Here is an 18,892-nt window from a genome sequence, read left to right on the forward strand (position 1 = left end):
GCCGAGCGGCATCTCATCGCTCGCACCCTCGGTCAGTCGCGCGACACGTTGCGATAGATCTCGGCGAGCGTCAGCGTGACGTCCAGCATCTCGATCCGCGTTTCGCCTTCCGTGATCACCTCCGGCGAATCCGGCCAGTTCCCGTTCGCGTCCCGGGTCCATTGCCAGAGGCATTGCGTATCCTGCGCCGCGATCAGATAGGTGTCGAGCGTCGGCAGACTCAGATATTCGCGCTGCTTGCGGCCGAAATCCTCGGCGGCCGTCGAAGGCGACAGGACCTCGATGATGAGGACGGCGCTGTCCGTCACGCGCGCCTGCCCCGAGCCGCCGACCGTCTCCACCATGACATCCGCATAGCGCACGCTGTGGGGGCCGGTCGGAATGGCGAAGTCGCCCTGATAGACGTCGTATCGATCGCGGTCGATGCGCGACATCAGCAGAAACGAGAAATTGGCGACCAGCTTCGCGTGGTTGCGCTTTACCCAGGGCTGCAATCTCGGCCTTCCCTCGATCAGTTCATATCTTTCGGTATGCGCCTCGCTCCAGGCGAAGAACTCCTCGATCGACATCGCCACCACGGGACGGGAAAGGGTCTGGACATTCATGCGCCGCTCCTTCCATGAGCGTCGAAACATAATCGACATCGCCGCGCCTGACGAGGCGCGGCACCGTCTTCCCTTGAACGCCTCGCCCGATTCCTCTAGCGCTCAGGCGAGCCGATCCGCATCGCCAGACGAACGATGACCATTCTCGACACCCGCACGCCCGACCCGAAGAAGTTCATCCCCGGCGCCACCGGCGACTGGGAAATCGTCGTGGGCATGGAGGTGCATGCGCAGGTGCTCTCCAATGCCAAGCTCTTCTCCGGCGCCTCGACCAGCTTCGGCGCGGCGCCGAACGCCAATGTCAGCCTGGTCGATGCCGCGATGCCGGGCATGCTGCCCGTCATCAACGAGGAATGCGTCAAGCAGGCGATTCGCACCGGCCTCGGCCTGAAGGCGCAGATCAACCATCGCTCGGTCTTCGACCGGAAGAACTATTTCTATCCGGACCTGCCGCAGGGCTATCAGATCTCGCAGTTCAAGGATCCGATCGTCGGCGAGGGCAAGGTGCTGATCTCAGTCGGACCGACGAGCAAGGGCGAGTTCGAGGAGGTCGAGATCGGCATCGAGCGCCTGCATCTCGAACAGGATGCCGGCAAGTCGATGCACGACCAGAGCCCGACCCTCTCCTTCGTCGATCTCAACCGGTCCGGCGTCGCGCTGATGGAGATCGTCTCGAAGCCGGACCTGCGCTCGTCCGACGAGGCGAAGGCCTATCTGACGAAGCTGCGCACCATCCTGCGCTATCTCGGCACCTGCGACGGCAACATGGACGAGGGCTCGATGCGCGCCGACGTCAATGTCTCGGTGCGCCGGCCGGGCGGCGCCTTCGGCACGCGCTGCGAGATCAAGAACGTCAATTCCATCCGCTTCGTCGGGCAGGCGATCGAATCGGAGGCGCGGCGCCAGATCGCCATTCTGGAGGATGGCGGCGCGATCGATCAGGAAACGCGGCTCTTCGATCCGAACAAGGGCGAGACGCGCGCCATGCGCTCCAAGGAGGACGCGCACGATTATCGCTATTTCCCCGACCCGGATCTCCTGCCGCTCGAATTCGACGCGGCCTATGTCGCCGCGCTGGCCGAAGGCCTGCCGGAACTGCCGGACGACAAGCGCGCCCGACTGGTGCGCGACGCCGGCCTTTCGCTCTACGACGCCTCTATCCTCGTCTCCGAGAAGGCGATCGCCGATTTCTTCGAGGCGGTCGCCGCCGGTCGCGAAGCGAAGCAGGCGGCGAACTGGGTGATCAACGATCTTCTCGGCGCGCTGAACAAGTCCGGCAAATCCATCGAGGAGACGCCGATCTCGGCCGCTCAGCTCGGCGCGATCCTGGATCTCATCCGCGCCGGGACGATCTCCGGCAAGATCGCCAAGGACCTCTTCGAGATCGTCTGGACCGAAGGCGGCGATCCGGCGGCGATCGTCGAGACGCGCGGCCTGAAGCAGGTGACCGATACCGGCGCGATCGAGAAGGCGGTGGACGAGATCATCGCCGCCAATCCCGATAAGGTGGCGCAGGCGCAGGCCAAGCCGACGCTTGCCGGCTGGTTCGTCGGGCAGGTGATGCGCGCTTCCGGCGGCAAGGCCAATCCGCAGGCGGTGAACGACCTCGTGAAGCAGAAGCTCGGTCTCGAATGAGCGTCGCGATCCGCCCCGCCGGCGAAGACGATCTCGAAGCGCTGCGGCTTCTCCTCAAGGAGACGTGGCACGCGACCTATGACGCGATCTACGGCGCCGAGGATGTGGATCGGCTGACGGCCGAATGGCACTCGATCGAATCGATGGAGCAGCGCCTGACGCGTCCGCACAGCCGGTTCCTCGTGGCGGTCGTCGGTGATGCGATCGCCGGCATGGCTTTCGCGGCCGAGGAGGAGCCTCGGATAGTCTTTCTACACCAGCTCTATGTTCTACCGGAGAGGCAGGGAGGCGGGATCGGTTCGGCGCTGCTCGCGGCGGTGGAACAGGGCTTCGTCGGCTGCGAGCGGATGCGGCTCGATGTCGAGGTGGCGAACCGTCCGGCCGTGACCTTCTACGAGCGCCACGGCTTCTCGGCGCTCGGCCTCGAGGCCGAGACCAAGGTGCCGAAGATGCTGCGGATGGAGCGCGTCCTTTCGGAGCGCTGATGCGATGGACTTTCGGGCGCGGGGAGGCGATAACCCCTCGCGACAAGCGGTGGGTCACCCCATGAACAAATTGCTTCTGACGATCTTCACCTGGTGGAACGGTTCGACCGTCGGCACCAACTTCTACACCCGCCGTTTCGGCAAGAAGGTGGGCGAGGACGAGCGTGGGAACGTCTATTACCAGACCGCCGACGGCAAGCGCCGCTGGGTGATCTATAACGGTCCGGCGGAAGCCTCGGCCATACCGCCCGGCTGGCATGGCTGGATGCATCACCGCAGCGATGTCGCGCCGTCGCAGCAGAACTACAAGCCGCGCGACTGGCAGAAGCCGCATCAGGAAAATCTCACCGGCACGGCGGCGGCCTATCGCCCGAAGGGCTCGCTCCTGAAGCAGACCACGCGGCCGCGCGTCACAGGCGATTACGACGCTTGGCAGCCTTAAGCGGCGCCGCGTCGCGCGCCGGCTCTTCCCGCATGAGATCCCTCGCTTCCGCCGCGCTGATCGGCGCGGCCATGCTCGCCGCGACCGTGCCGTCCTCGGCCGAGCGCATCCGCAATCCCGTCGCCGAATTCTCCGGCCTCGACAAGATCACCGGCCGACTGACCACCTTCGACGCGCCGATCGACGAGACCGTGCAGTTCGGCGCGCTGCAAGTGACGCCGCGCGTCTGCTATACGAGCGCGCCGGACGAGCCGGCCAAGATCGACGCCTTCGTCGAGGTGAACGAGATCACGCTCGACCGCCAGATCAAGCGCATCTTCAACGGCTGGATGTTCGCGGATTCTCCCGGCCTCAATGCCGTCGAGCATCCCGTCTACGACGTCTGGCTGAAAGCCTGTAAGACGGCGCCGGGCGAGGCGACCTCGCCGCAGGGCGGCTGAAAGCTGGCCTCGGCGGCGACCGCGTCCTGCAACAAAGCCTGATAGGCGGCGCGGCTGATTTCCACCGCGCCGAAGCGTTGGAGATGCGTGGTGATGAACTGCGTGTCGAGCAGCCGATAGCCGCCGCGCCGCAGGCGGTCCACCAGAAAGACGAGCGCGACCTTCGAGGCGTCGGTCTCGCGCGAGAACATGCTTTCGCCGAAGAAGGCGCCGCCCAGCGACACGCCGTAGAGGCCGCCGACCAGACGGCCGTCGCGCCACGTCTCCACCGAATGCGCGTGGCCGGCGGCATGGAGCGCCAGATACATGCCGCGAATATCGGCATTGATCCAGGTCTGCTGGCGGCCGGGCGCCGGCTCGGCGCAGCCGTCGATCACGGCCGCGAAGGCGCTGTCGAAGCGCAATTCGAAGCGGTCCTGGCGAATGACCTTGGCGAGGCTCTTCGGCAGATGGAAGCCATCCAGCGGCAGGATGCCCCGCTCGCTCGGATCGATCCAGAAGATGCTCGGATCGTCGGCGCTCTCGGCCATGGGGAAGATCCCGCAGGCATAGGCCTTCAGCAGGATCTCCGGGGTGATTTCCAGGCGCTCCGAGCGACGGCGGGCCATCGCGCTCAGCCGGACTTCGCCATGCCGAGATATTTCTCCAGCCAGTGAATGTCGTAGGCGCCGTTGACGATGTCCTCGTTCTCGGCCAGCGCCTGGAACAGGGGCAGGGTGGTCTTGATACCGTCGACGACGATCTCGTCCAGCGTGCGGCGCAGGCGCATCAGACATTCGGCGCGGTTGCGGCCGTGGACGATGAGCTTGCCGATCAGGCTGTCGTAATAGGGCGGGATCGAATAGCCCTGGTAGATGGCGCTGTCGATGCGCACGCCGAGACCGCCGGGGGGGTGGTAATAGGTAATCTTGCCGGGCGAGGGCGCGAAGGTCTGCGGGTCCTCGGCATTGATGCGGCATTCGATCGCATGGCCGGCGAAGCGCACGTCGTCCTGCGTCACCGACAGGCCCTGGCCGGCCGCGACGCGCAGCTGCTCGTTGACGAGATCGATGCCGGTGATCGCTTCCGTCACCGGATGCTCGACCTGCAGGCGCGTGTTCATCTCGATGAAATAGAACTCGCCGTTCTCGTAGAGGAACTCGATCGTCCCGGCGCCGCGATAGCGCAGCTCGCGCATGGCATTGGCGCAGGTCTCGCCGATGCGGACGCGCTGCTCGTCGCTCAGCGCCGGAGAGCGCGCCTCTTCCCAGACCTTCTGGTGACGGCGCTGCAGCGAGCAGTCGCGCTCGCCGAGATGGATGGCGTTGCCCGCGCCGTCGCCGAAGACCTGCACCTCGATATGGCGCGGCTTCTCGAGATATTTCTCGATATAGACCGCGTCGTCGCCGAAGGCGGCGCCGGCTTCCGAGCGGGCGGTGGCAAGCGCGACGGAGAGGTCGGCGGCGCCGCGCGCCACCTTCATGCCGCGACCGCCGCCGCCGGCGGAGGCCTTGATGATGACGGGATAGCCGATCTCGCCGGCGATCCGCGCCGCTTCCGCATCGTCCGACACGGCGCCGGCCGAGCCCGGCACCACGGGGATGCCAAGACGCTTGGCGGTGCGCTTCGCCTCGATCTTGTCGCCCATGATGCGGATATGGTCGGCGGTCGGCCCGATGAAGGTGATTTTATGCGCGTCGAGAATATCGGCGAAGCGCGCGTTCTCGGACAAGAAGCCGTAGCCGGGATGGACCGCGTCCGCGCCGGTGATCTCGCAGGCGGCGAGGATCTGCGGAATGTTCAGATAGCTGTCGCGGGCCGGCGGCGGGCCGACGCAGACGCTCTCGTCGGCGAGGCGCACATGCATGGCCGAATTGTCGGCCGTCGAATGGATGGCGACGGTCGGGATGCCGAGTTCCTTGCAGGCGCGCAGCACCCGGAGGGCGATCTCGCCCCGATTCGCGATGAGGACCTTCTTGAACATCGCCGGCGCGCTCAGCCGATCACGACGAGAGCTTCGCCGTATTCCACGGGCTGGGAATTGTCGACGCAGATCCGCACGATCTTGCCGGCGCGCGGCGCGGGGATCTGGTTCATCGTCTTCATCGCCTCAATGATGAGCAGCGTATCGCCTTCCGCGACCGTCTGGCCGACCTCGATGAAGGGCTTGGCGTCGGGGCTCGGCGCGAGATAGACCGTGCCGACCATCGGCGAGGGGACGGAGCCGGGCTCGGGCCCGGTGGCCGGGGCGGGCGCGGCGGCCGGGGCAGCGGCTGCGACGGGAGCGGCGGCCGGCATCGCCGCCGGCGGCACCATCATCTGGAAGCCGCCCGGCGGCAGCATGGCCGGCGCTTCCTTCTTGCGCGAAACGCGGATGCGCAGCGGCCCCTGCTCGATCTCGATCTCGGTCAGGTCCGTATCGTTCAGGATATCGGCGAGCTCCCGGACGAGTTCGCGATCGATGCTGTTTTCCTTCGTGGACATTCCGTTCCTTCCGAACATCATTCGCCGCCGCATCCGGTCCCGCGCGCCGATCCGATCGGCGGCGGCCGATCCGCTGGAGCCGGCGGCCGTGCCGCTGGCGCGGCGGGGCGAAGATGCCGCCCGTTATTTTGATGGAGCCGTATAGACTGCGGCGCGGCCGACGCAAAGCCGGTATTTCGGCCGCCGGTCTCTCGTCTCAGCAGCTGGCCTTGGCGCAGGACCGCATATTCTGGATCTTGGCGGCGAGCGCCTCGCGTCCGACCGCCCCGGACACGACCTCGTCGCCGATGACATAGGACGGGGTGCCGTTCACCTTGAGAAGCGCCGAGAGACGGTTGTTCTCGTCGATCGCCTTCTGGACGTCCGGCGAGCCCATGGCGCCGCGCAGGTCCGCCTCGGCGACGCCGAGACCTTCGGCGACGCCGATCGCGCTGTCCTCGTCCGCGACGCCGCGCATGCCGAGCAACTTCTCGTGGAACTCGCCGTAACGTTGCGGCGCCAGGTGGCGGAAGGCGAGACTGACGCGGCTCGCGGCAACCGACTGCTCGCCGAGCACCGGGATCTCCTTCAGGACGACGCGCAGCTTCGGATCGGCGGCGACGAGCGCTTCCATGTCGGTAAGGGCATGTTTGCAGTAGCCGCAATTATAGTCGAAGAACTCGACCAGCGTGACGTCGCCCTCGGGATTGCCGATCGCGGTGCCGGGCGGCGTCGCGGTGAGTTCGCCCGCGAGACTGGCGATGGCGGCCGACTGATTCCGCGCCTCTTCCGCCGCGCGCTTGGCCTCCAGCGCATCCATCGCTTCCAAGAGCACTTCCGGATGCTCCAGGAGATAGGCGCGGATCTCGCCGCGCAGCTCGCTCTTCTGCGGCTCGTCCATGGCGGCGGCCGCCTGCGGCAGGACGGGCAGGGACAAAAACGCGGCGAGCGCCGCGGCGCGAAGGGGGGCTCTGCTCACGGACAAAAGACCTTTCGAGCGCGCGGCGCTCATTTCGACTGGAGGATGTCCTGCGCCTGGAGCCATTGCGGCGTGCCGGGCTTTAATTTCAGCTGGGCGCGCGCGGCGAAGATCCGGGCGTCCTTCATCGCACCGCCATGCCAGTAGCCCTCGGCCGTGGCAAGCTCGGCGGCGGCATCGTCGCCGAGCGCGTTATAGGCCATGGCGAGGAAGCGATAGGCGACGGAATTGGTCGGGTCGGTCTCCAGGCCCTTCTTGATATGGGCGACCGCATCCTTCATCTGCCCCTTGTCGCCGCCCGTGACGAGCGCCTGGCCGATGGAGGCCTCGATCAGGCCGGATTTCTTCGGGTCGAGCTTCGAGGCCGTCTGGAAGGCGGCGGCGGCGTCGCGGGCGCGGCCGGCCTCCATCAGGATCTCGCCGCGCATCTCGTGGAAATACGGGTTCTTCGGATTCTTCGCGATGACGGCGTCGATCTTCTGCAACGCTAAGGCCGGCGAGCCGGCGAGATGCGTTGAGATCGCGTCGCCGTAGAGGGCGGGAAGGCCGCGCGGGTCCTTGCGGAACACCCGCTGCACGGCGCCGGCGCCGTCGTTATAGGCGATGATCTTCGCCCGCGCGAGATCGTGGCGAAGCTGGAGCTCGGGGCTGTCCGGGACGTCGAAATAGGGGCTCTCATGCGCCGCCGTCTGCAAGAGCGCGATGCGGTCGCGCGGCGCCGGATGCGAGGTGATGTAGCGGTTCGGCTGCACCCCCGACAGGATGTTGTTGCGCTCCAGCCGCTCGAAGCTGGTGATCAGTCCCTTGCCGGACTGGCCGGACTTCTGGAGATAGACGAGAGCCGAGCGATCGGCCGTCACCTCTTCCGAGCGCTGATAGCCGAGAAGGCCGCGCATCGCGGTGGTGCCGCCGCCGGCGAAGATGCCGCTGCCGGCCCGCGCCATGTTGCTCGACCCGGCGGCGATGCCCGCCGCCGCGACGCCCATGCCGAGCAGGCCGGCGATGAGCGCGATCTTCTGCGCCTGGTCCACCTGCTCGCGCAGCCGGTACTGATGGCCGCCGGCCAGATGGCCGGTCTCGTGCGCCAGCACGCCGATCACCTCGTTCGGCGTATCCGACGCGACGATCGTCCCGGTATTGACGAAGATGCGCCGCCCGGAGACGAAGGCGTTGAATTCCGGATTGTTGACGAGAATGATGTCGACCGGCTGCTTCAGGCCGGCGGCCTTGAAGATGGGGCGCGTATAGTCGGCGATGAGCCCCTCGATCTCGGCGTCGCGCACGATCGGCAGGTTCTGCTTCGGCTGCGGCGCCGCCTCGGCCGCGACGCCGGTGATGGCGAGGGTCGCGGCGGCGAGAACGGAAACGAGCCGGGTCTGGAAGCGCATGATCATCGGTTCTATTGAGAGCCTCCCGCGCCCCCGCGAGGCGAGCGCGGAAACGACCATGTCCGACCGTTGAGCACACGGCTTTCCGGCGAAGTTTAGGCGCGTCACCCTATGCCGAACAACCCGATTCGCACTGCGGCAGCCTCGCAACGCTCGGCGGTCGATCCGTTCCGGGCGATGGATGTGCTGGCCGAGGCGAACCGCATGCGGGCGCGGGGCGAGGACGTGATCTCGCTCGCCGTCGGCCAACCCTTCGCACCCGCCCCGCCGGAGGCGATCGCGGCCGCGAGGGCGATCCTCGACACCGGACGCATCGCCTATACCGACGCGCTCGGCCGGCTGGACCTGCGCGAGCGGCTCGCCCGGCACTATCGCGAGCATTACGGCTGCGACGTCGCTCCGGAGCGCATCATGGTGACGACCGGCTCCTCGGCCGGCTTCAACCTCGCCTTCCTCGCCGCCTTCGATCCCGGCGACCGGGTCGCGATCGCCTCGCCGGGCTATCCCGCCTATCGCAACATCCTGAAGGCCCTGGGGATCGAGCCGGTCGAGATCGAGGTCGACGCCGCGAGCGGCTATGTGCTCCATGCCGAGCGCGTGCGCGCCGAGCATGCGCGGCGGCCGCTGCACGGTCTGCTCGTCGCGAGTCCGGCCAATCCGACCGGCACGGTGACGCCGCCGGAAGAATTGCGGCGCCTCGTCGAGTTCGCGGACGAGGCCGGGCTGCATTTCATCTCGGACGAGATCTATCACAACCTCTCCTATGCGAAGGGCGAGGAGACGGCGCTGCGCTTCTCCGCCTCGCCGATCGTCGTGAACTCCTTCTCGAAATTCTACTGCATGACCGGCTGGCGGATCGGCTGGATGGTGCTGCCGGAAGCGCTGGTGCGCCCCGCCGAGCGCATCGGCCAGAGCCTCTACATCTCCGCGCCGGAACTCAGCCAGGTCGCCGCCATGGCCGCGCTCGACGCGACGGCGAGCCTCCTCGCCGTCCGCGACGGCTATGTCGCCAACCGCAATTTCCTGGTCGAGGCCCTGCCGCGTCTCGGCTTCCGCGAGATCGCGCCGATCGACGGCGCCTTCTACGCCTATGCCGCCCTGCCGGCGGGCTTCGACGATTCGACGGCCTTCGCCAGGCGCGTTCTCGAACTTTGCCATGTGGCGATCACGCCGGGGCTGGATTTCGACCTTCGGCGCGGCCAGGGCACGGTGCGGCTGTCCTATGCTTGCGATCACGCCTCGCTGGTCGAGGCAGTGCGTCGCTTGGCAACCGTTCTCTAGGCGCGGGTCCCGGCCGTCGCCGCTGCCGCCGGCGACACGGCGTCGAGTGGCGGCAGGGCGCGGAAGAACCAGAGCACCATCGGTTCCGACCGGCCGCGCAGCAGCATCTGGCGCGTCAGACCGCCGGAGGTGTCGATCCCCCCGATCCGCACCAGATCGTCGGACAGGACGAGTTCGGCATTCGCGTCCTTGGCGAGCTGCTCCAGCCGGCTCGCGACATTGATCGTGTCGCCGATCGCGGTGAGGTTCAGCGCCCGGCCGGCCCCCATCTTGCCGACGATCGCCGGGCCGAAATGGGCGACGAGCACCAGCCGCAGCGGCGCCGGCAATTCGCCGGCATAGTCCGCATTGTAGCGCGCGATCCCGTCGCGGATGCGCAGCGCCGCACGATAGGCCTGGCGCGCCGCCGTGGCGCGATCGGCGGTGAGACCGAACAGCGCCATCGCGCCGTCGCCGATGAACTTGTCGAGATGTCCGCCCTCCGCCTCGACGGCGGCCGTCACGATCTCGAAATAGTGATTGAGGAAGAACACCACGTCGAAGGGCAGGCTGTGCTCCGACAGGGTGGTGAAGCCGCGGATGTCGCAGAAGAGGACGGCGATATCGCGTTCGCTGCCCGATTGCGGCAATTGCCCGTGGGTTCGACCTTCCGCGACGGCGAGGACGGGCGCGACCTCGACCATATGGCTCGGGCGCAGCTGGCAGGCGAGACGCACATGCGGCGGCGCGCCGATGCGCGCCAGCGTCGCCGCCTCGATGGCGCCGGGCGCGGGCAGATTCTTCTCGCCGGACAGAATGCGGACGCGGCAGGTGGAGCAGCGGCCGCGCCCGCCGCAGACGGACGGGTGCGGGATGCCGGCGAGCCGGCTCGCCTCGAGAACGCTCGATCCTTGCGGCACGTCGATGCTGCGCCCGCCGGGATAGCGGATCCGCACCCGGCGGCGACGGTCCCAGAGCGCCCGCGCGCCGCGCCCGCCGAAGACGAGGGCGACCGGCAGGCCGATCAGCGTGTAGATCGTCTCGTCCATCCAGAAGGGCGGACGGACCTTCACCGTCGCCGCCGGATCGACCGACAGCATCTCCGCCTCGCGCCCGGCCGAGGCGAAGCCGGCCAGCGCCAGGATCGGCAGCACGACGGCGCAGGTATAGAGGAAGCGCCCGGCGCTCGGATCGAAGCGGCTGCGGCCGCGTGCCCAGAAGGCGAGGCCGAGATAGAAATGGCCCCAGGCGATCAGGAGCGCGAGACATTGCTTCAAGGCGACGCTCGGATCGGCCAGCCAGAGCGAGCGCACCACATGCGGATAGGTCGCCTCGTGACCGGAGAGGGCGAAGGCGACGCGCGTCGACAGGACATGCGGCACGAGAAGCAGCGGCAAAGCGAGGCCGAAGACGATCTGCATCGCCTCGCCCTTCGCCATCTTCAGCGTGCGGCGACGGAAGAGGGCGGCGAGCGTCAGGCCGAAATGCGCCAGGAGCGCGCCATAGAGCAGGACCGTGCCGGGCGGCGAGCGCCAGGGGCCGGACAGCCAGGGGCGCGCCGCCTCCATCGCGTCCAGGGAGACGAGGCCGAGCGCCAGATTGGCGATATGCATCGTGACGAAAGCGCCGACAACGAGCCCCGAGCCGAGCCGAAGATGGCGCAGCCAGAGATCGCGTCTGGATTTCGAGGGTCCGGCACTCATCCGGGAAGGGTTATCACGCCACTGCGCTCGGCGAGAGGCCGGCGGGCAGGGCGGGCCGATATGCCGCTGTGAACGGTGCGTCGCCTTTACGGTGCCGGCCGACCCGAACGAAAAGGGCGGCTTGCGCCGCCCGTTTCCGTCTCAAAGGAAGCCGCGTCGCGACCACCAGCCGCTGCGCTTCGGCTTCGGCTCGCCTTCCTCCTCTTCGCCGCCGCTGGAGGTCAGCAGGGGTTCGAGAAGCTCCGGCTTCTGCGGCTCTTCCACCGGCTCCGGCTCGCTGGCCGCGACCGGCGCGGCTTCGGTCGCCGCCGGCTCGGCCTCGGGTGCGATATCCGCCGCCGCTTCCGCGGCGGGCGCGTCTTCCGCCGGTTCGGCGACGACCGGCGCGATCGCCTCGGCCGCGAGTTCCGGCACGGTTTCCGCCGTCGCCGGCTCGAAGGCGGCTTCGCTCTCCGCCGGCGAGGCCTCGACAGGGGCTTCCGCAGTCACGGGTTCCGAGCCAGCCACTTCGTCAGCGCCCGCCTCGGCGCTCTCGCCCTGCGCGTCCGGCAGGGCGGCTTCGGCGGTCTCGACCGCCTCGGCGTCAGGCTCGGCGGCGCCTTCGGCCGCGATGCCGTCCTCGTCGCGCGGCTTGCGGCCGCTGCCGCGCCGACCCCGGCGCCGCCGCTTGCGGCCCGCGCCGTTCTCGTCGCCCTCGGCCTCGGCCTCGGCATCCTCGGCCGCGAGCGCGTCTTCGGTCGCCGTCTCGCCGGCTTCCTCGGTCGTCTCGGTTTCCGTCTCGCCTTCGGACTCGGCCTCGGCATCGGCCGCCACTGCGTCGCCTTCGCCGCGCCGCCCGCGACGGCGGCGGCGCTTGCGCCGGGCTCCGTCCTCGGAACGCTCGTCCGTCTCGTCGCCGGCCGAAACCTCCACCGCCTCCTCGGTCTCCTCGACCGTGGCTTCGGGCTCGATCTCCTCCGGCACGACGGTCAGCGGGCTGACGGCCTCGCTCTTCACCGGACGCGGCGCGGCTTCGGCGCCCTGTTCGATCGCCACATGCTGATGGCCATGCGTGTCGTCCGCTTGGATCAGGATGCGCAGACCATAGAGGCGTTCGATCTCGTCGATCGTCCGGCGCTTCTCGTTCAGGACATAGAGCGCCGTGCCGGTCGGCACCTTCACGACGATGTCATGGGTCGACTGCTTCTGCAGATATTCCTCGATCGACCGGATGACATGGAGCGCGAGCGAGGAATTCGAGCGGATGAAGCCCATGCCGGCGCAGGTCGGGCAGACCTGCGTGGTCGATTCCAGAACGCTGGCGCGGATGCGCTGGCGGCTCATCTCCAACAGGCCGAAATGCGAGATGCGGCCGACCTGGATGCGGGCGCGGTCGTCCTTCAGGCATTCCTTGATGCGCTTCTCGACGGCGCGGTTGTTCCGCTTCTCCTCCATGTCGATGAAGTCGATGACGATGAGGCCGGCGAGGTCGCGCAGGCGGAGCTGGCGGGCGATCTCCTCCGCCGCTTCGAGATTGGTCTGGAGCGCGGTGTCCTCGACGGAATGCTCGCGCGTCGAGCGGCCGGAATTGACATCGATCGAGACCAGCGCCTCGGTCTGGTTGATGATGATGTAGCCGCCCGACTTCAGCGTGACATGCGGCTGGAGCATGCGGTCGAGCTGCGCCTCGATGCCGCCCCGGCTGAAGATCGGCACGGATTCACGATAGGGCTGCACGACCTTGGCCTGGCTCGGCAGCAGCATCCGCATGAAGTCCTTGGCTTCGCGGTAGCCGTTCTCGCCCGCCACCAGGATCTGGTCGATGTCCTTATTGTAGAGGTCGCGGATCGACCGCTTGATGAGGCTGCCTTCCTCGTAGACGAGGGCAGGCGCGGTGGAGGAGAGGGTGACGGTGCGCACCGAGTCCCAAAGCCGCATCAGATATTCGTAGTCGCGCTTCACCTCGGGCTTGGTGCGGTTGGCGCCCGCCGTGCGCAGGATGATGCCCATGCCGCGCGGCACGTCGAGATCGCGCACGACCTCCTTCAGCCGCTTGCGATCGGCGACATTGGTGATCTTGCGGGAAATGCCGCCACCGCGGGCGGTGTTGGGCATCAGCACCGAATAGCGGCCGGCCAGCGACAGATAGGTGGTGAGCGCCGCGCCCTTGTTGCCGCGCTCTTCCTTCACGACCTGCACGAGCAGGATCTGGCGGCGCTTGATGACTTCCTGGATCTTGTACTGCTTGCGGGGCGGACGCGCGACGCGGGTCGGCACCTCCTCCATCGCGTCCTCGGAGCCGAGCTCCTCGACGACTTCCTCTTCTTCCTCGCCCGGCAGTTCGTCCTCGGCGCCGTTGCCGCGCCGGCGCGACCGGTGGCGGCGGCCGCGCTCGCCGCGCTGCCGAGTCGGCTCGCCTTCGCTTTCCCCGGAGGCCGCTTCGGCCTCGGTCTCCGTCTCGGCGGTCAGGGTGTCGTCCGACGCGGACTCTTCGGCCGAAGCGGGATCGAACTCAGTCGCATCCGCCTGCTCGGCGGCGAGGCGCAGATCGTCCGACGGCGCGCCTTCGCCCGCTTCGTCGAGAGGCGCGCTCACGGCCTCATCCGGCTCCGCGTCGACATCCGCGCGGGCTTCGGCGGAATCTTCGGCGCCGGACGCCACTTCGTCCGTCTCCGCCAGCGGCTCGGACACGCTCTCGTCGGCACGCTCGGCCCCGGCGGCCTTCGCGGCCGGCTCGGCGGAGGCGCGGCTGAACTTGCGTTCCTCCTGCTCCTCCTCCTCCTTGGCGCGCAGCAGGTCTTCCTCGACCAGGGCCTGCCGGTCGGCGACGGGGATCTGATAATAGTCCGGATGGATCTCGCTGAAGGCGAGGAAGCCGTGGCGATTGCCGCCGTAGTCGACGAAACAGGCCTGGAGCGAGGGTTCGACCCGCGTCACCTTGGCGAGATAGATATTGCCCTTGATCTGCTTCTTGTGTTCCGACTCGAAATCGAATTCCTCGATCCGATTACCCTTCAGGACAACGACGCGCGTCTCTTCCGGATGAGACGCGTCGATCAGCATTTTGTTTGCCATGGTAGTCAATCTCCGGGACCGACGCCTCGGCTGCGCGGCCGCCGGTGAAGGGCGGAGAATTCGCGAGGGGAGGCGTGTCCGCATCGGTCGGGAACGATTCGATCACGGCCAGCCATGCCGACAGCGCGAGGCCCGGGCCGGAAGGCCCCGCTGCTCTCGTCTGTGCTTCGGGAAAGGCTGGCGACAACGTTCTGCGACCTGCAACACTGATTGGTCGCCGAACGGCGACCGACGAAACCGCACGGCCTCTGCCGCTGGGAAGCGGCGGATCTGCGCGAGGGAAACCGCCCAAACGCGATGGATGGGCGAGAATGGCTCTGCAAGGATGGCAATGACGGAAGAAACGGCTCGCGACCCTCACGCCCGCGCTTCGCTGCGCCTGGCATCGGTGCGGCCGATCTTCGTACCTCGGTCGTACGGCGATCGGCCTGTCGCGGGCGGGTCCACTCCGACCGACGGGTGAGTCTTACCAGCCTCACTTTCGCTTTTAAGATGGGCGAAGCCGGGAAACAAGGGGAAAGCCTTGGGACAGCGCGAGTTGCGACTGGCTTTCCGCCATTCCGCGCCAGCGCGGACGATCCGTCACAGCGAATCGAGTCCGATGCCGTCTTCCGCCCTCGTCGTTCTCCGTCGCGTCGCCCTTCTAATGGCGATGCTTCTCGCCGGCTCGCCGACGGTTGCGCGCGAGCCCTATGAATCCGTTCTCACGGGCTTTTCGCAGCAGGCGTCGGGCGACGGCTATGTCGCGGAGATGCGCTTCGCCGGGACGCCCCGCTCGAAGCTGATCCTTCTGGCGCGGCCGAACCGCGTCGTGATCGATCTTTATGACGCGGTGACGGCGATGAAGGATCTGAGGCTGGAGAAGAACGAGTTCGTCGCCGGTCTGCGCCAGGGGCTCATCTCGAAGGACCGCTTCCGCCTCGTCTTCGAACTGAAGCGGCCCGCCTTGCCCGATCTGGCGATGGCGACGGACGATGGCAAGACCACCCTGACCCTCCGCCTCAACACGGCGGACGCGAAAGCCTTCGCGGATGCGGCGGCGAGGCCCCAGGGCCTGGAGGAGGGCGCGACGGCGGCGGCGAAGGAGGCCGAACCGGAGCGGATCTACACGGTGGTGATCGATCCCGGCCATGGCGGCGTCGACACCGGCGCGATCGGCAAGCACGGGACGCTGGAAAAGGACGTCAATCTGCGCTTCGGCCTCGCGCTGCGCGACGCGCTCGCCGGCGATCCGCGCGTCCATGTCCTGATGACGCGCGAGGACGACACGTTCATCTCGCTCACCGAGCGCTCGGAGATCGCGCGGCGGGCGAAGGCCAATCTCTTCGTGTCGATGCATTCGGACTCGATCCGCTATGCGGACCTGCGCGGCGCGACGGTCTATACCTTGTCCGAGAAGGCGTCGGACTCCCTGTCGCGCGAGGTGGCCGACAGCGAGAACTCGGCCGACCGCTTCGTCGATCCGCGCTGGCGCGAGGACAAGCCGGAGGTCTTCGACATCCTTGTCGAACTGATGCGCCGCGAGACGGAGAATCTCTCCGAACATTTCGCCGCCGGCCTCGTGCAGGAACTCGGCCGCCACGACATCCGGCTCATCCGCAATCCCAAGCGTTCGGCCGGCTTCAAGGTGCTGACCGCGCCGGACGTGCCGTCCGTGCTGCTCGAGGTCGGCTATCTGTCGAACGTCGACGACGAGCAGCTTCTCCTCGACGAGAGCTGGCGCAACGACTCCGCGAAGGCGATCGCCGCCGCCATCGAGCGTTTTCTCGGCACCCAAGCCCCCAGAGACAAGAAGGAAATCGCCGGCGGCGGTTGACGGCGGCTCCTGTGGTGGGCATGCAACAAGCCATCGAATAAGGGCGGACGCTCCGGCCGGGTGACATGCGCGCGCCGCATTCCTCCCGCAAGGCGGCGTGGCATACGACAGGACCGGTCGGCGCCAGGACGGTTCCGCGCTTCGTCAGCCGCGGGCCGGCCGGCGAGGTCGTTTGGGGGTTCGCGAATGTTCAGACTGCTCGGCTACCTCTTCGGTATCGCCTGCGTTGGCTTCATCCTCGTCGCGGGCGGGGTGGTCGCCTATGTGCAGAGCATGAGCCGGGACCTGCCGGACTATCAGGTCCTCGCCGACTACCAGCCCGAGGTCACGACGCGCATCCATGCCTCCGACGGCTCGATCATGGCGGAATATGCCAAGGAGCGCCGGCTGTTCCTGCCGATCCAGGCGATCCCGGCTCTGGTGAAGAACGCCTATCTCTCGGCCGAGGACAAGAATTTCTACACCCATCCGGGCGTCGACGTGCAGGGCCTCGGCCGCGCCGTGATGGTGCAGCTGAAGGGCGGCCCGATGCAGGGCGGCTCCACCATCACCCAGCAGGTCGCCAAGAACTTCCTTCTCACCAACGAGCGCTCGCTGGAGCGCAAGGTGAAGGAGGCGATCCTCTCGCTGCGCATCGAGCAGGCCTATTCCAAGGACAAGATCCTCGAACTCTACCTGAACGAGATCTATCTCGGCTTCGGCTCCTATGGCGTCGCCGCCGCCTCGCTCGCCTATTTCGACAAGTCGGTGAACGATCTCGAAGTGCAGGAGGCGGCCTATCTGGCGGCCCTGCCGAAGGCGCCGGAGAACTACAATCCCTTCCGCAACCCGGAGCGCGCGCTGGAGCGCCGCAACTGGGTCATCGAGCAGATGCACCAGAACGGCTTCATCACCGCCGAACAGGCGGGCGAGGCCCGCGCCAAGCCGCTCGGCATCAAGCCGAACCGTTCCGGCACCTATATCGCCGATGCCGAATATTTCACGGAGGAGGTCCGGCGCGAGATCATCCAGCGCTACGGCGTCAAGGAGCTCTACGAGGGCGGCATGACGGTGCGCAGCACGCTCGATCCGAAGCTCCAGACCGAGGCGCGGCGCGCGCTGCATGACGGCCTCGTCGACTACGACCAGGCGCGCGGCTGGCGCGGCCCCGCCAAGCGCATCGAGATCGGCAGCGACTGGGGCCGGACGCTGGGCGACGTGCCGGCGCTCGCCGACGTGCCGGAATGGCGGCTCGCCGTCGTGCTCGATGCCGATGCTGGCAGCGCCCGCATCGGCCTCCAGCCGACGCGCCTCGCCTCCGGCGCGCTCGGCCCCGACCGCGATGTCGGCACGCTCGCGCTCGCCGACATGAAATGGGCGCAGCGCATGGATGTGGAAGGACGCCCGCGCTCGGCGCGTAGCGCCGACCAGATCCTGCAGCGCGGCGACGTGATCTATGTCGAGAAGAAGGAGGGCGCGACCTATCGCCTGCGCCAGCCGCCGAAGGTGCAGGGCGCCCTCGTCTCGATGGACCCGCATACGGGCCGCGTGCTCGCTCTCGTCGGCGGCTTCTCCTATTCGCAGTCCGAGTTCAACCGTGCGACGCAGGCGATGCGTCAGCCGGGCTCTTCCTTCAAACCGATCGTCTACGCGGCGGCGCTCGACAGCGGCTATACGCCGGCCTCCGTGATCATGGACGCACCGATCTCGATTCCCGACGGCAATGGCGGCGTCTGGGAGCCGAAGAACTATGGCGACGAGGGCAGCGGCGGCCCCTCGACGTTGCGGCGCGGCATCGAGCAGAGCCGCAATCTGATGACGGTGCGCCTCGCGCGCGACATGGGCATGAAGCTCGTCGCCGAATATGCGCAGCGCTTCGGCATCTACGACCATCTCGCGCAATATCTGCCGATGGCGCTCGGCGCCGGCGAGACGACGGTGATGCGGATGGTCTCGGCCTATTCGGTGATGGCCAATGGCGGACGCTCCATCGAGCCTTCGCTGATCGACCGCGTGCAGGACCGCTACGGCCGCACGATCTACAAGCACGACAACCGCAAGTGCGACGCCTGCAACGCGCCCAGCTGGAGCGATCAGGCCGAGCCGGAACTCATCGACGACCGCGAGCAGGTGCTCGACCCGATGACCGCCTATCAGATCACCTCGATGATGGAGGGCGTCGTCCAGCGCGGCACCGCCACCGTGGTGAAGCAGCTCGGCGTGCCGATCGCCGGCAAGACCGGCACGACCAACGACGAGAAGGATGCCTGGTTCGTCGGCTATACGCCCGACCTCGTGACCGGCCTCTATCTCGGCTACGACAGCCCGACGCCGCTCGGCAAAGGCCAGACCGGCGGCGGCCTCGCGGCGCCGATCTTCGTGGACTTCATGAAGGTGGCGCTCGCCGGCAAGCCCGCCGTCGACTTCAAGGTGCCGGACGGCATGACGCTCGTCTCGATCAACCGCAAGAATGGCATGGCGGCGGAGGGCGAGGGCACGATCGTCGAGGCTTTCAAGCCCGGCACGGGTCCGGCCGACAGCTATCAGGTGATCGGCGGCGACCAGGGCGGCGGCTCGGCGCCGGCCGTGATCAGCCAGCAGACCCAGGACGCGATCTCGCAAGGGGACGCGGGCGGCTTGTTCTGAGCCGAGCCTGTCGCTATG

16 protein-coding genes are annotated in these 18,892 nt (G+C 67.6%); 8 read left to right on the forward strand and 8 right to left on the reverse strand.

What is annotated here, in order from left to right; translation table 11 throughout:
- Positions 1 to 32: 32 nt before the first annotated feature.
- The gene (locus IEY14_RS02000; RefSeq protein ID WP_188906542.1) at positions 33 to 605 is read right to left on the reverse strand and encodes a Uma2 family endonuclease; all 573 of its coding nucleotides are present in this window, start codon (positions 603 to 605) and stop codon (positions 33 to 35) included.
- A gap of 135 nt (positions 606 to 740) precedes the next feature.
- Here IEY14_RS02000 and gatB point away from each other — a divergent pair, with 135 nt between their 5' ends.
- From gatB to IEY14_RS02020, 4 genes are all read left to right on the forward strand, one after another.
- Positions 741 to 2,240 (forward strand): Asp-tRNA(Asn)/Glu-tRNA(Gln) amidotransferase subunit GatB, encoded by a 1,500-nt coding sequence (gene gatB, locus IEY14_RS02005; RefSeq protein ID WP_188906543.1) that lies wholly within the window; start codon positions 741 to 743, stop codon positions 2,238 to 2,240.
- On the forward strand, positions 2,237 to 2,725 hold the full coding sequence (locus tag IEY14_RS02010) for a GNAT family N-acetyltransferase (protein WP_188906544.1): 489 nt from the start codon (positions 2,237 to 2,239) through the stop codon (positions 2,723 to 2,725). The genes gatB and IEY14_RS02010 overlap by 4 nt, the downstream gene beginning before the upstream one ends.
- A 61-nt stretch (positions 2,726 to 2,786) precedes the next feature.
- Complete coding sequence (locus tag IEY14_RS02015; protein ID WP_188906545.1) at positions 2,787 to 3,167, forward strand: NADH:ubiquinone oxidoreductase subunit NDUFA12; 381 nt, start codon at positions 2,787 to 2,789, stop codon at positions 3,165 to 3,167.
- A 32-nt stretch (positions 3,168 to 3,199) separates the two neighbouring features.
- Positions 3,200 to 3,607 (forward strand): DUF2155 domain-containing protein, encoded by a 408-nt coding sequence (locus IEY14_RS02020; protein WP_188906546.1) that lies wholly within the window; start codon positions 3,200 to 3,202, stop codon positions 3,605 to 3,607.
- On the opposite strand, the gene aat is transcribed toward IEY14_RS02020, so the two are convergent.
- The 3 genes from aat to accB are packed head-to-tail and all read right to left on the reverse strand — an operon-like array spanning position 3,541 to position 6,070.
- On the reverse strand, positions 3,541 to 4,215 hold the full coding sequence (gene aat / locus IEY14_RS02025) for a leucyl/phenylalanyl-tRNA--protein transferase (protein ID WP_188906547.1): 675 nt from the start codon (positions 4,213 to 4,215) through the stop codon (positions 3,541 to 3,543). The two genes, IEY14_RS02020 and aat, sit on opposite strands and share 67 nt — an antisense overlap.
- Before the next feature lie 5 nt (positions 4,216 to 4,220).
- Positions 4,221 to 5,570: an acetyl-CoA carboxylase biotin carboxylase subunit gene (gene accC / locus IEY14_RS02030; protein WP_188906548.1), complete on the reverse strand. Its 1,350-nt coding sequence runs from the start codon at positions 5,568 to 5,570 to the stop codon at positions 4,221 to 4,223.
- Positions 5,571 to 5,581: 11 nt separating this feature from the next.
- Positions 5,582 to 6,070 (reverse strand): acetyl-CoA carboxylase biotin carboxyl carrier protein, encoded by a 489-nt coding sequence (accB, locus tag IEY14_RS02035; RefSeq protein WP_188906549.1) that lies wholly within the window; start codon positions 6,068 to 6,070, stop codon positions 5,582 to 5,584.
- On the opposite strand from accB, the gene IEY14_RS02040 reads away from it, so the two are divergent.
- Positions 6,048 to 6,215, forward strand: a complete 168-nt coding sequence (locus IEY14_RS02040; RefSeq protein WP_188906550.1) for a hypothetical protein — start codon at positions 6,048 to 6,050, stop codon at positions 6,213 to 6,215. The genes accB and IEY14_RS02040 overlap by 23 nt on opposite strands.
- 51 nt (positions 6,216 to 6,266) lie before the next feature.
- Here IEY14_RS02040 and IEY14_RS02045 read toward each other — a convergent pair whose 3' ends face one another.
- Entirely contained in the window at positions 6,267 to 7,028 is a 762-nt protein-coding gene (locus IEY14_RS02045; RefSeq protein WP_244639263.1) for a DsbA family protein, read from the reverse strand.
- Between the two features lie 29 nt (positions 7,029 to 7,057).
- Entirely contained in the window at positions 7,058 to 8,422 is a 1,365-nt protein-coding gene (locus IEY14_RS02050; protein ID WP_244639264.1) for a M48 family metalloprotease, read from the reverse strand.
- Positions 8,423 to 8,527: 105 nt separating this feature from the next.
- On the opposite strand from IEY14_RS02050, the gene IEY14_RS02055 reads away from it, so the two are divergent.
- A complete protein-coding gene (locus tag IEY14_RS02055; RefSeq protein ID WP_188906553.1) occupies positions 8,528 to 9,697 on the forward strand; it encodes a pyridoxal phosphate-dependent aminotransferase in 1,170 nt (389 codons plus the stop codon).
- Here IEY14_RS02055 and IEY14_RS02060 read toward each other — a convergent pair.
- Together IEY14_RS02060 and IEY14_RS02065 are read right to left on the reverse strand one after the other, a co-directional pair.
- Positions 9,694 to 11,379 carry an adenylate/guanylate cyclase domain-containing protein gene (locus tag IEY14_RS02060; RefSeq protein WP_188906554.1) on the reverse strand — a complete coding sequence of 562 codons (1,686 nt, stop codon included), beginning with the start codon at positions 11,377 to 11,379 and terminating at the stop codon, positions 9,694 to 9,696. The genes IEY14_RS02055 and IEY14_RS02060 overlap by 4 nt on opposite strands.
- A gap of 141 nt (positions 11,380 to 11,520) precedes the next feature.
- Positions 11,521 to 14,433: an Rne/Rng family ribonuclease gene (locus IEY14_RS02065; protein ID WP_188906555.1), complete on the reverse strand. Its 2,913-nt coding sequence runs from the start codon at positions 14,431 to 14,433 to the stop codon at positions 11,521 to 11,523.
- 601 nt (positions 14,434 to 15,034) lie between these two features.
- Here IEY14_RS02065 and IEY14_RS02070 point away from each other — a divergent pair.
- The gene (locus IEY14_RS02070) at positions 15,035 to 16,249 is read left to right on the forward strand and encodes an N-acetylmuramoyl-L-alanine amidase (protein ID WP_244639265.1); all 1,215 of its coding nucleotides are present in this window, start codon (positions 15,035 to 15,037) and stop codon (positions 16,247 to 16,249) included.
- A gap of 186 nt (positions 16,250 to 16,435) precedes the next feature.
- A complete protein-coding gene (locus IEY14_RS02075) occupies positions 16,436 to 18,874 on the forward strand; it encodes a penicillin-binding protein 1A (RefSeq protein WP_188906556.1) in 2,439 nt (812 codons plus the stop codon).
- Positions 18,875 to 18,892: the final 18 nt, after the last annotated feature.

It is taken from the genome of Aureimonas endophytica (genome assembly GCF_014642635.1).
Taxonomy (GTDB): Bacteria; Pseudomonadota; Alphaproteobacteria; order Rhizobiales; family Rhizobiaceae; genus Plantimonas; species Plantimonas endophytica.

Coding starts and splice junctions, on each gene's coding strand:
- IEY14_RS02000 (WP_188906542.1), bottom strand. CDS start 605: ATGAATGTCCAGACCCTTTCCCGTCCCGTGGTGGCGATGTCGATCGAG.
- gatB (WP_188906543.1), top strand. CDS start 741: ATGACCATTCTCGACACCCGCACGCCCGACCCGAAGAAGTTCATCCCC.
- IEY14_RS02010 (WP_188906544.1), top strand. CDS start 2,237: ATGAGCGTCGCGATCCGCCCCGCCGGCGAAGACGATCTCGAAGCGCTG.
- IEY14_RS02015 (WP_188906545.1), top strand. CDS start 2,787: ATGAACAAATTGCTTCTGACGATCTTCACCTGGTGGAACGGTTCGACC.
- IEY14_RS02020 (WP_188906546.1), top strand. CDS start 3,200: ATGAGATCCCTCGCTTCCGCCGCGCTGATCGGCGCGGCCATGCTCGCC.
- aat (WP_188906547.1), bottom strand. CDS start 4,215: ATGGCCCGCCGTCGCTCGGAGCGCCTGGAAATCACCCCGGAGATCCTG.
- accC (WP_188906548.1), bottom strand. CDS start 5,570: ATGTTCAAGAAGGTCCTCATCGCGAATCGGGGCGAGATCGCCCTCCGG.
- IEY14_RS02040 (WP_188906550.1), top strand. CDS start 6,048: ATGCTGTTTTCCTTCGTGGACATTCCGTTCCTTCCGAACATCATTCGC.
- accB (WP_188906549.1), bottom strand. CDS start 6,070: ATGTCCACGAAGGAAAACAGCATCGATCGCGAACTCGTCCGGGAGCTC.
- IEY14_RS02050 (WP_244639264.1), bottom strand. CDS start 8,422: ATGATCATGCGCTTCCAGACCCGGCTCGTTTCCGTTCTCGCCGCCGCG.
- IEY14_RS02055 (WP_188906553.1), top strand. CDS start 8,528: ATGCCGAACAACCCGATTCGCACTGCGGCAGCCTCGCAACGCTCGGCG.
- IEY14_RS02060 (WP_188906554.1), bottom strand. CDS start 11,379: ATGAGTGCCGGACCCTCGAAATCCAGACGCGATCTCTGGCTGCGCCAT.
- IEY14_RS02065 (WP_188906555.1), bottom strand. CDS start 14,433: ATGGCAAACAAAATGCTGATCGACGCGTCTCATCCGGAAGAGACGCGC.
- IEY14_RS02070 (WP_244639265.1), top strand. CDS start 15,035: ATGCCGTCTTCCGCCCTCGTCGTTCTCCGTCGCGTCGCCCTTCTAATG.
- IEY14_RS02075 (WP_188906556.1), top strand. CDS start 16,436: ATGTTCAGACTGCTCGGCTACCTCTTCGGTATCGCCTGCGTTGGCTTC.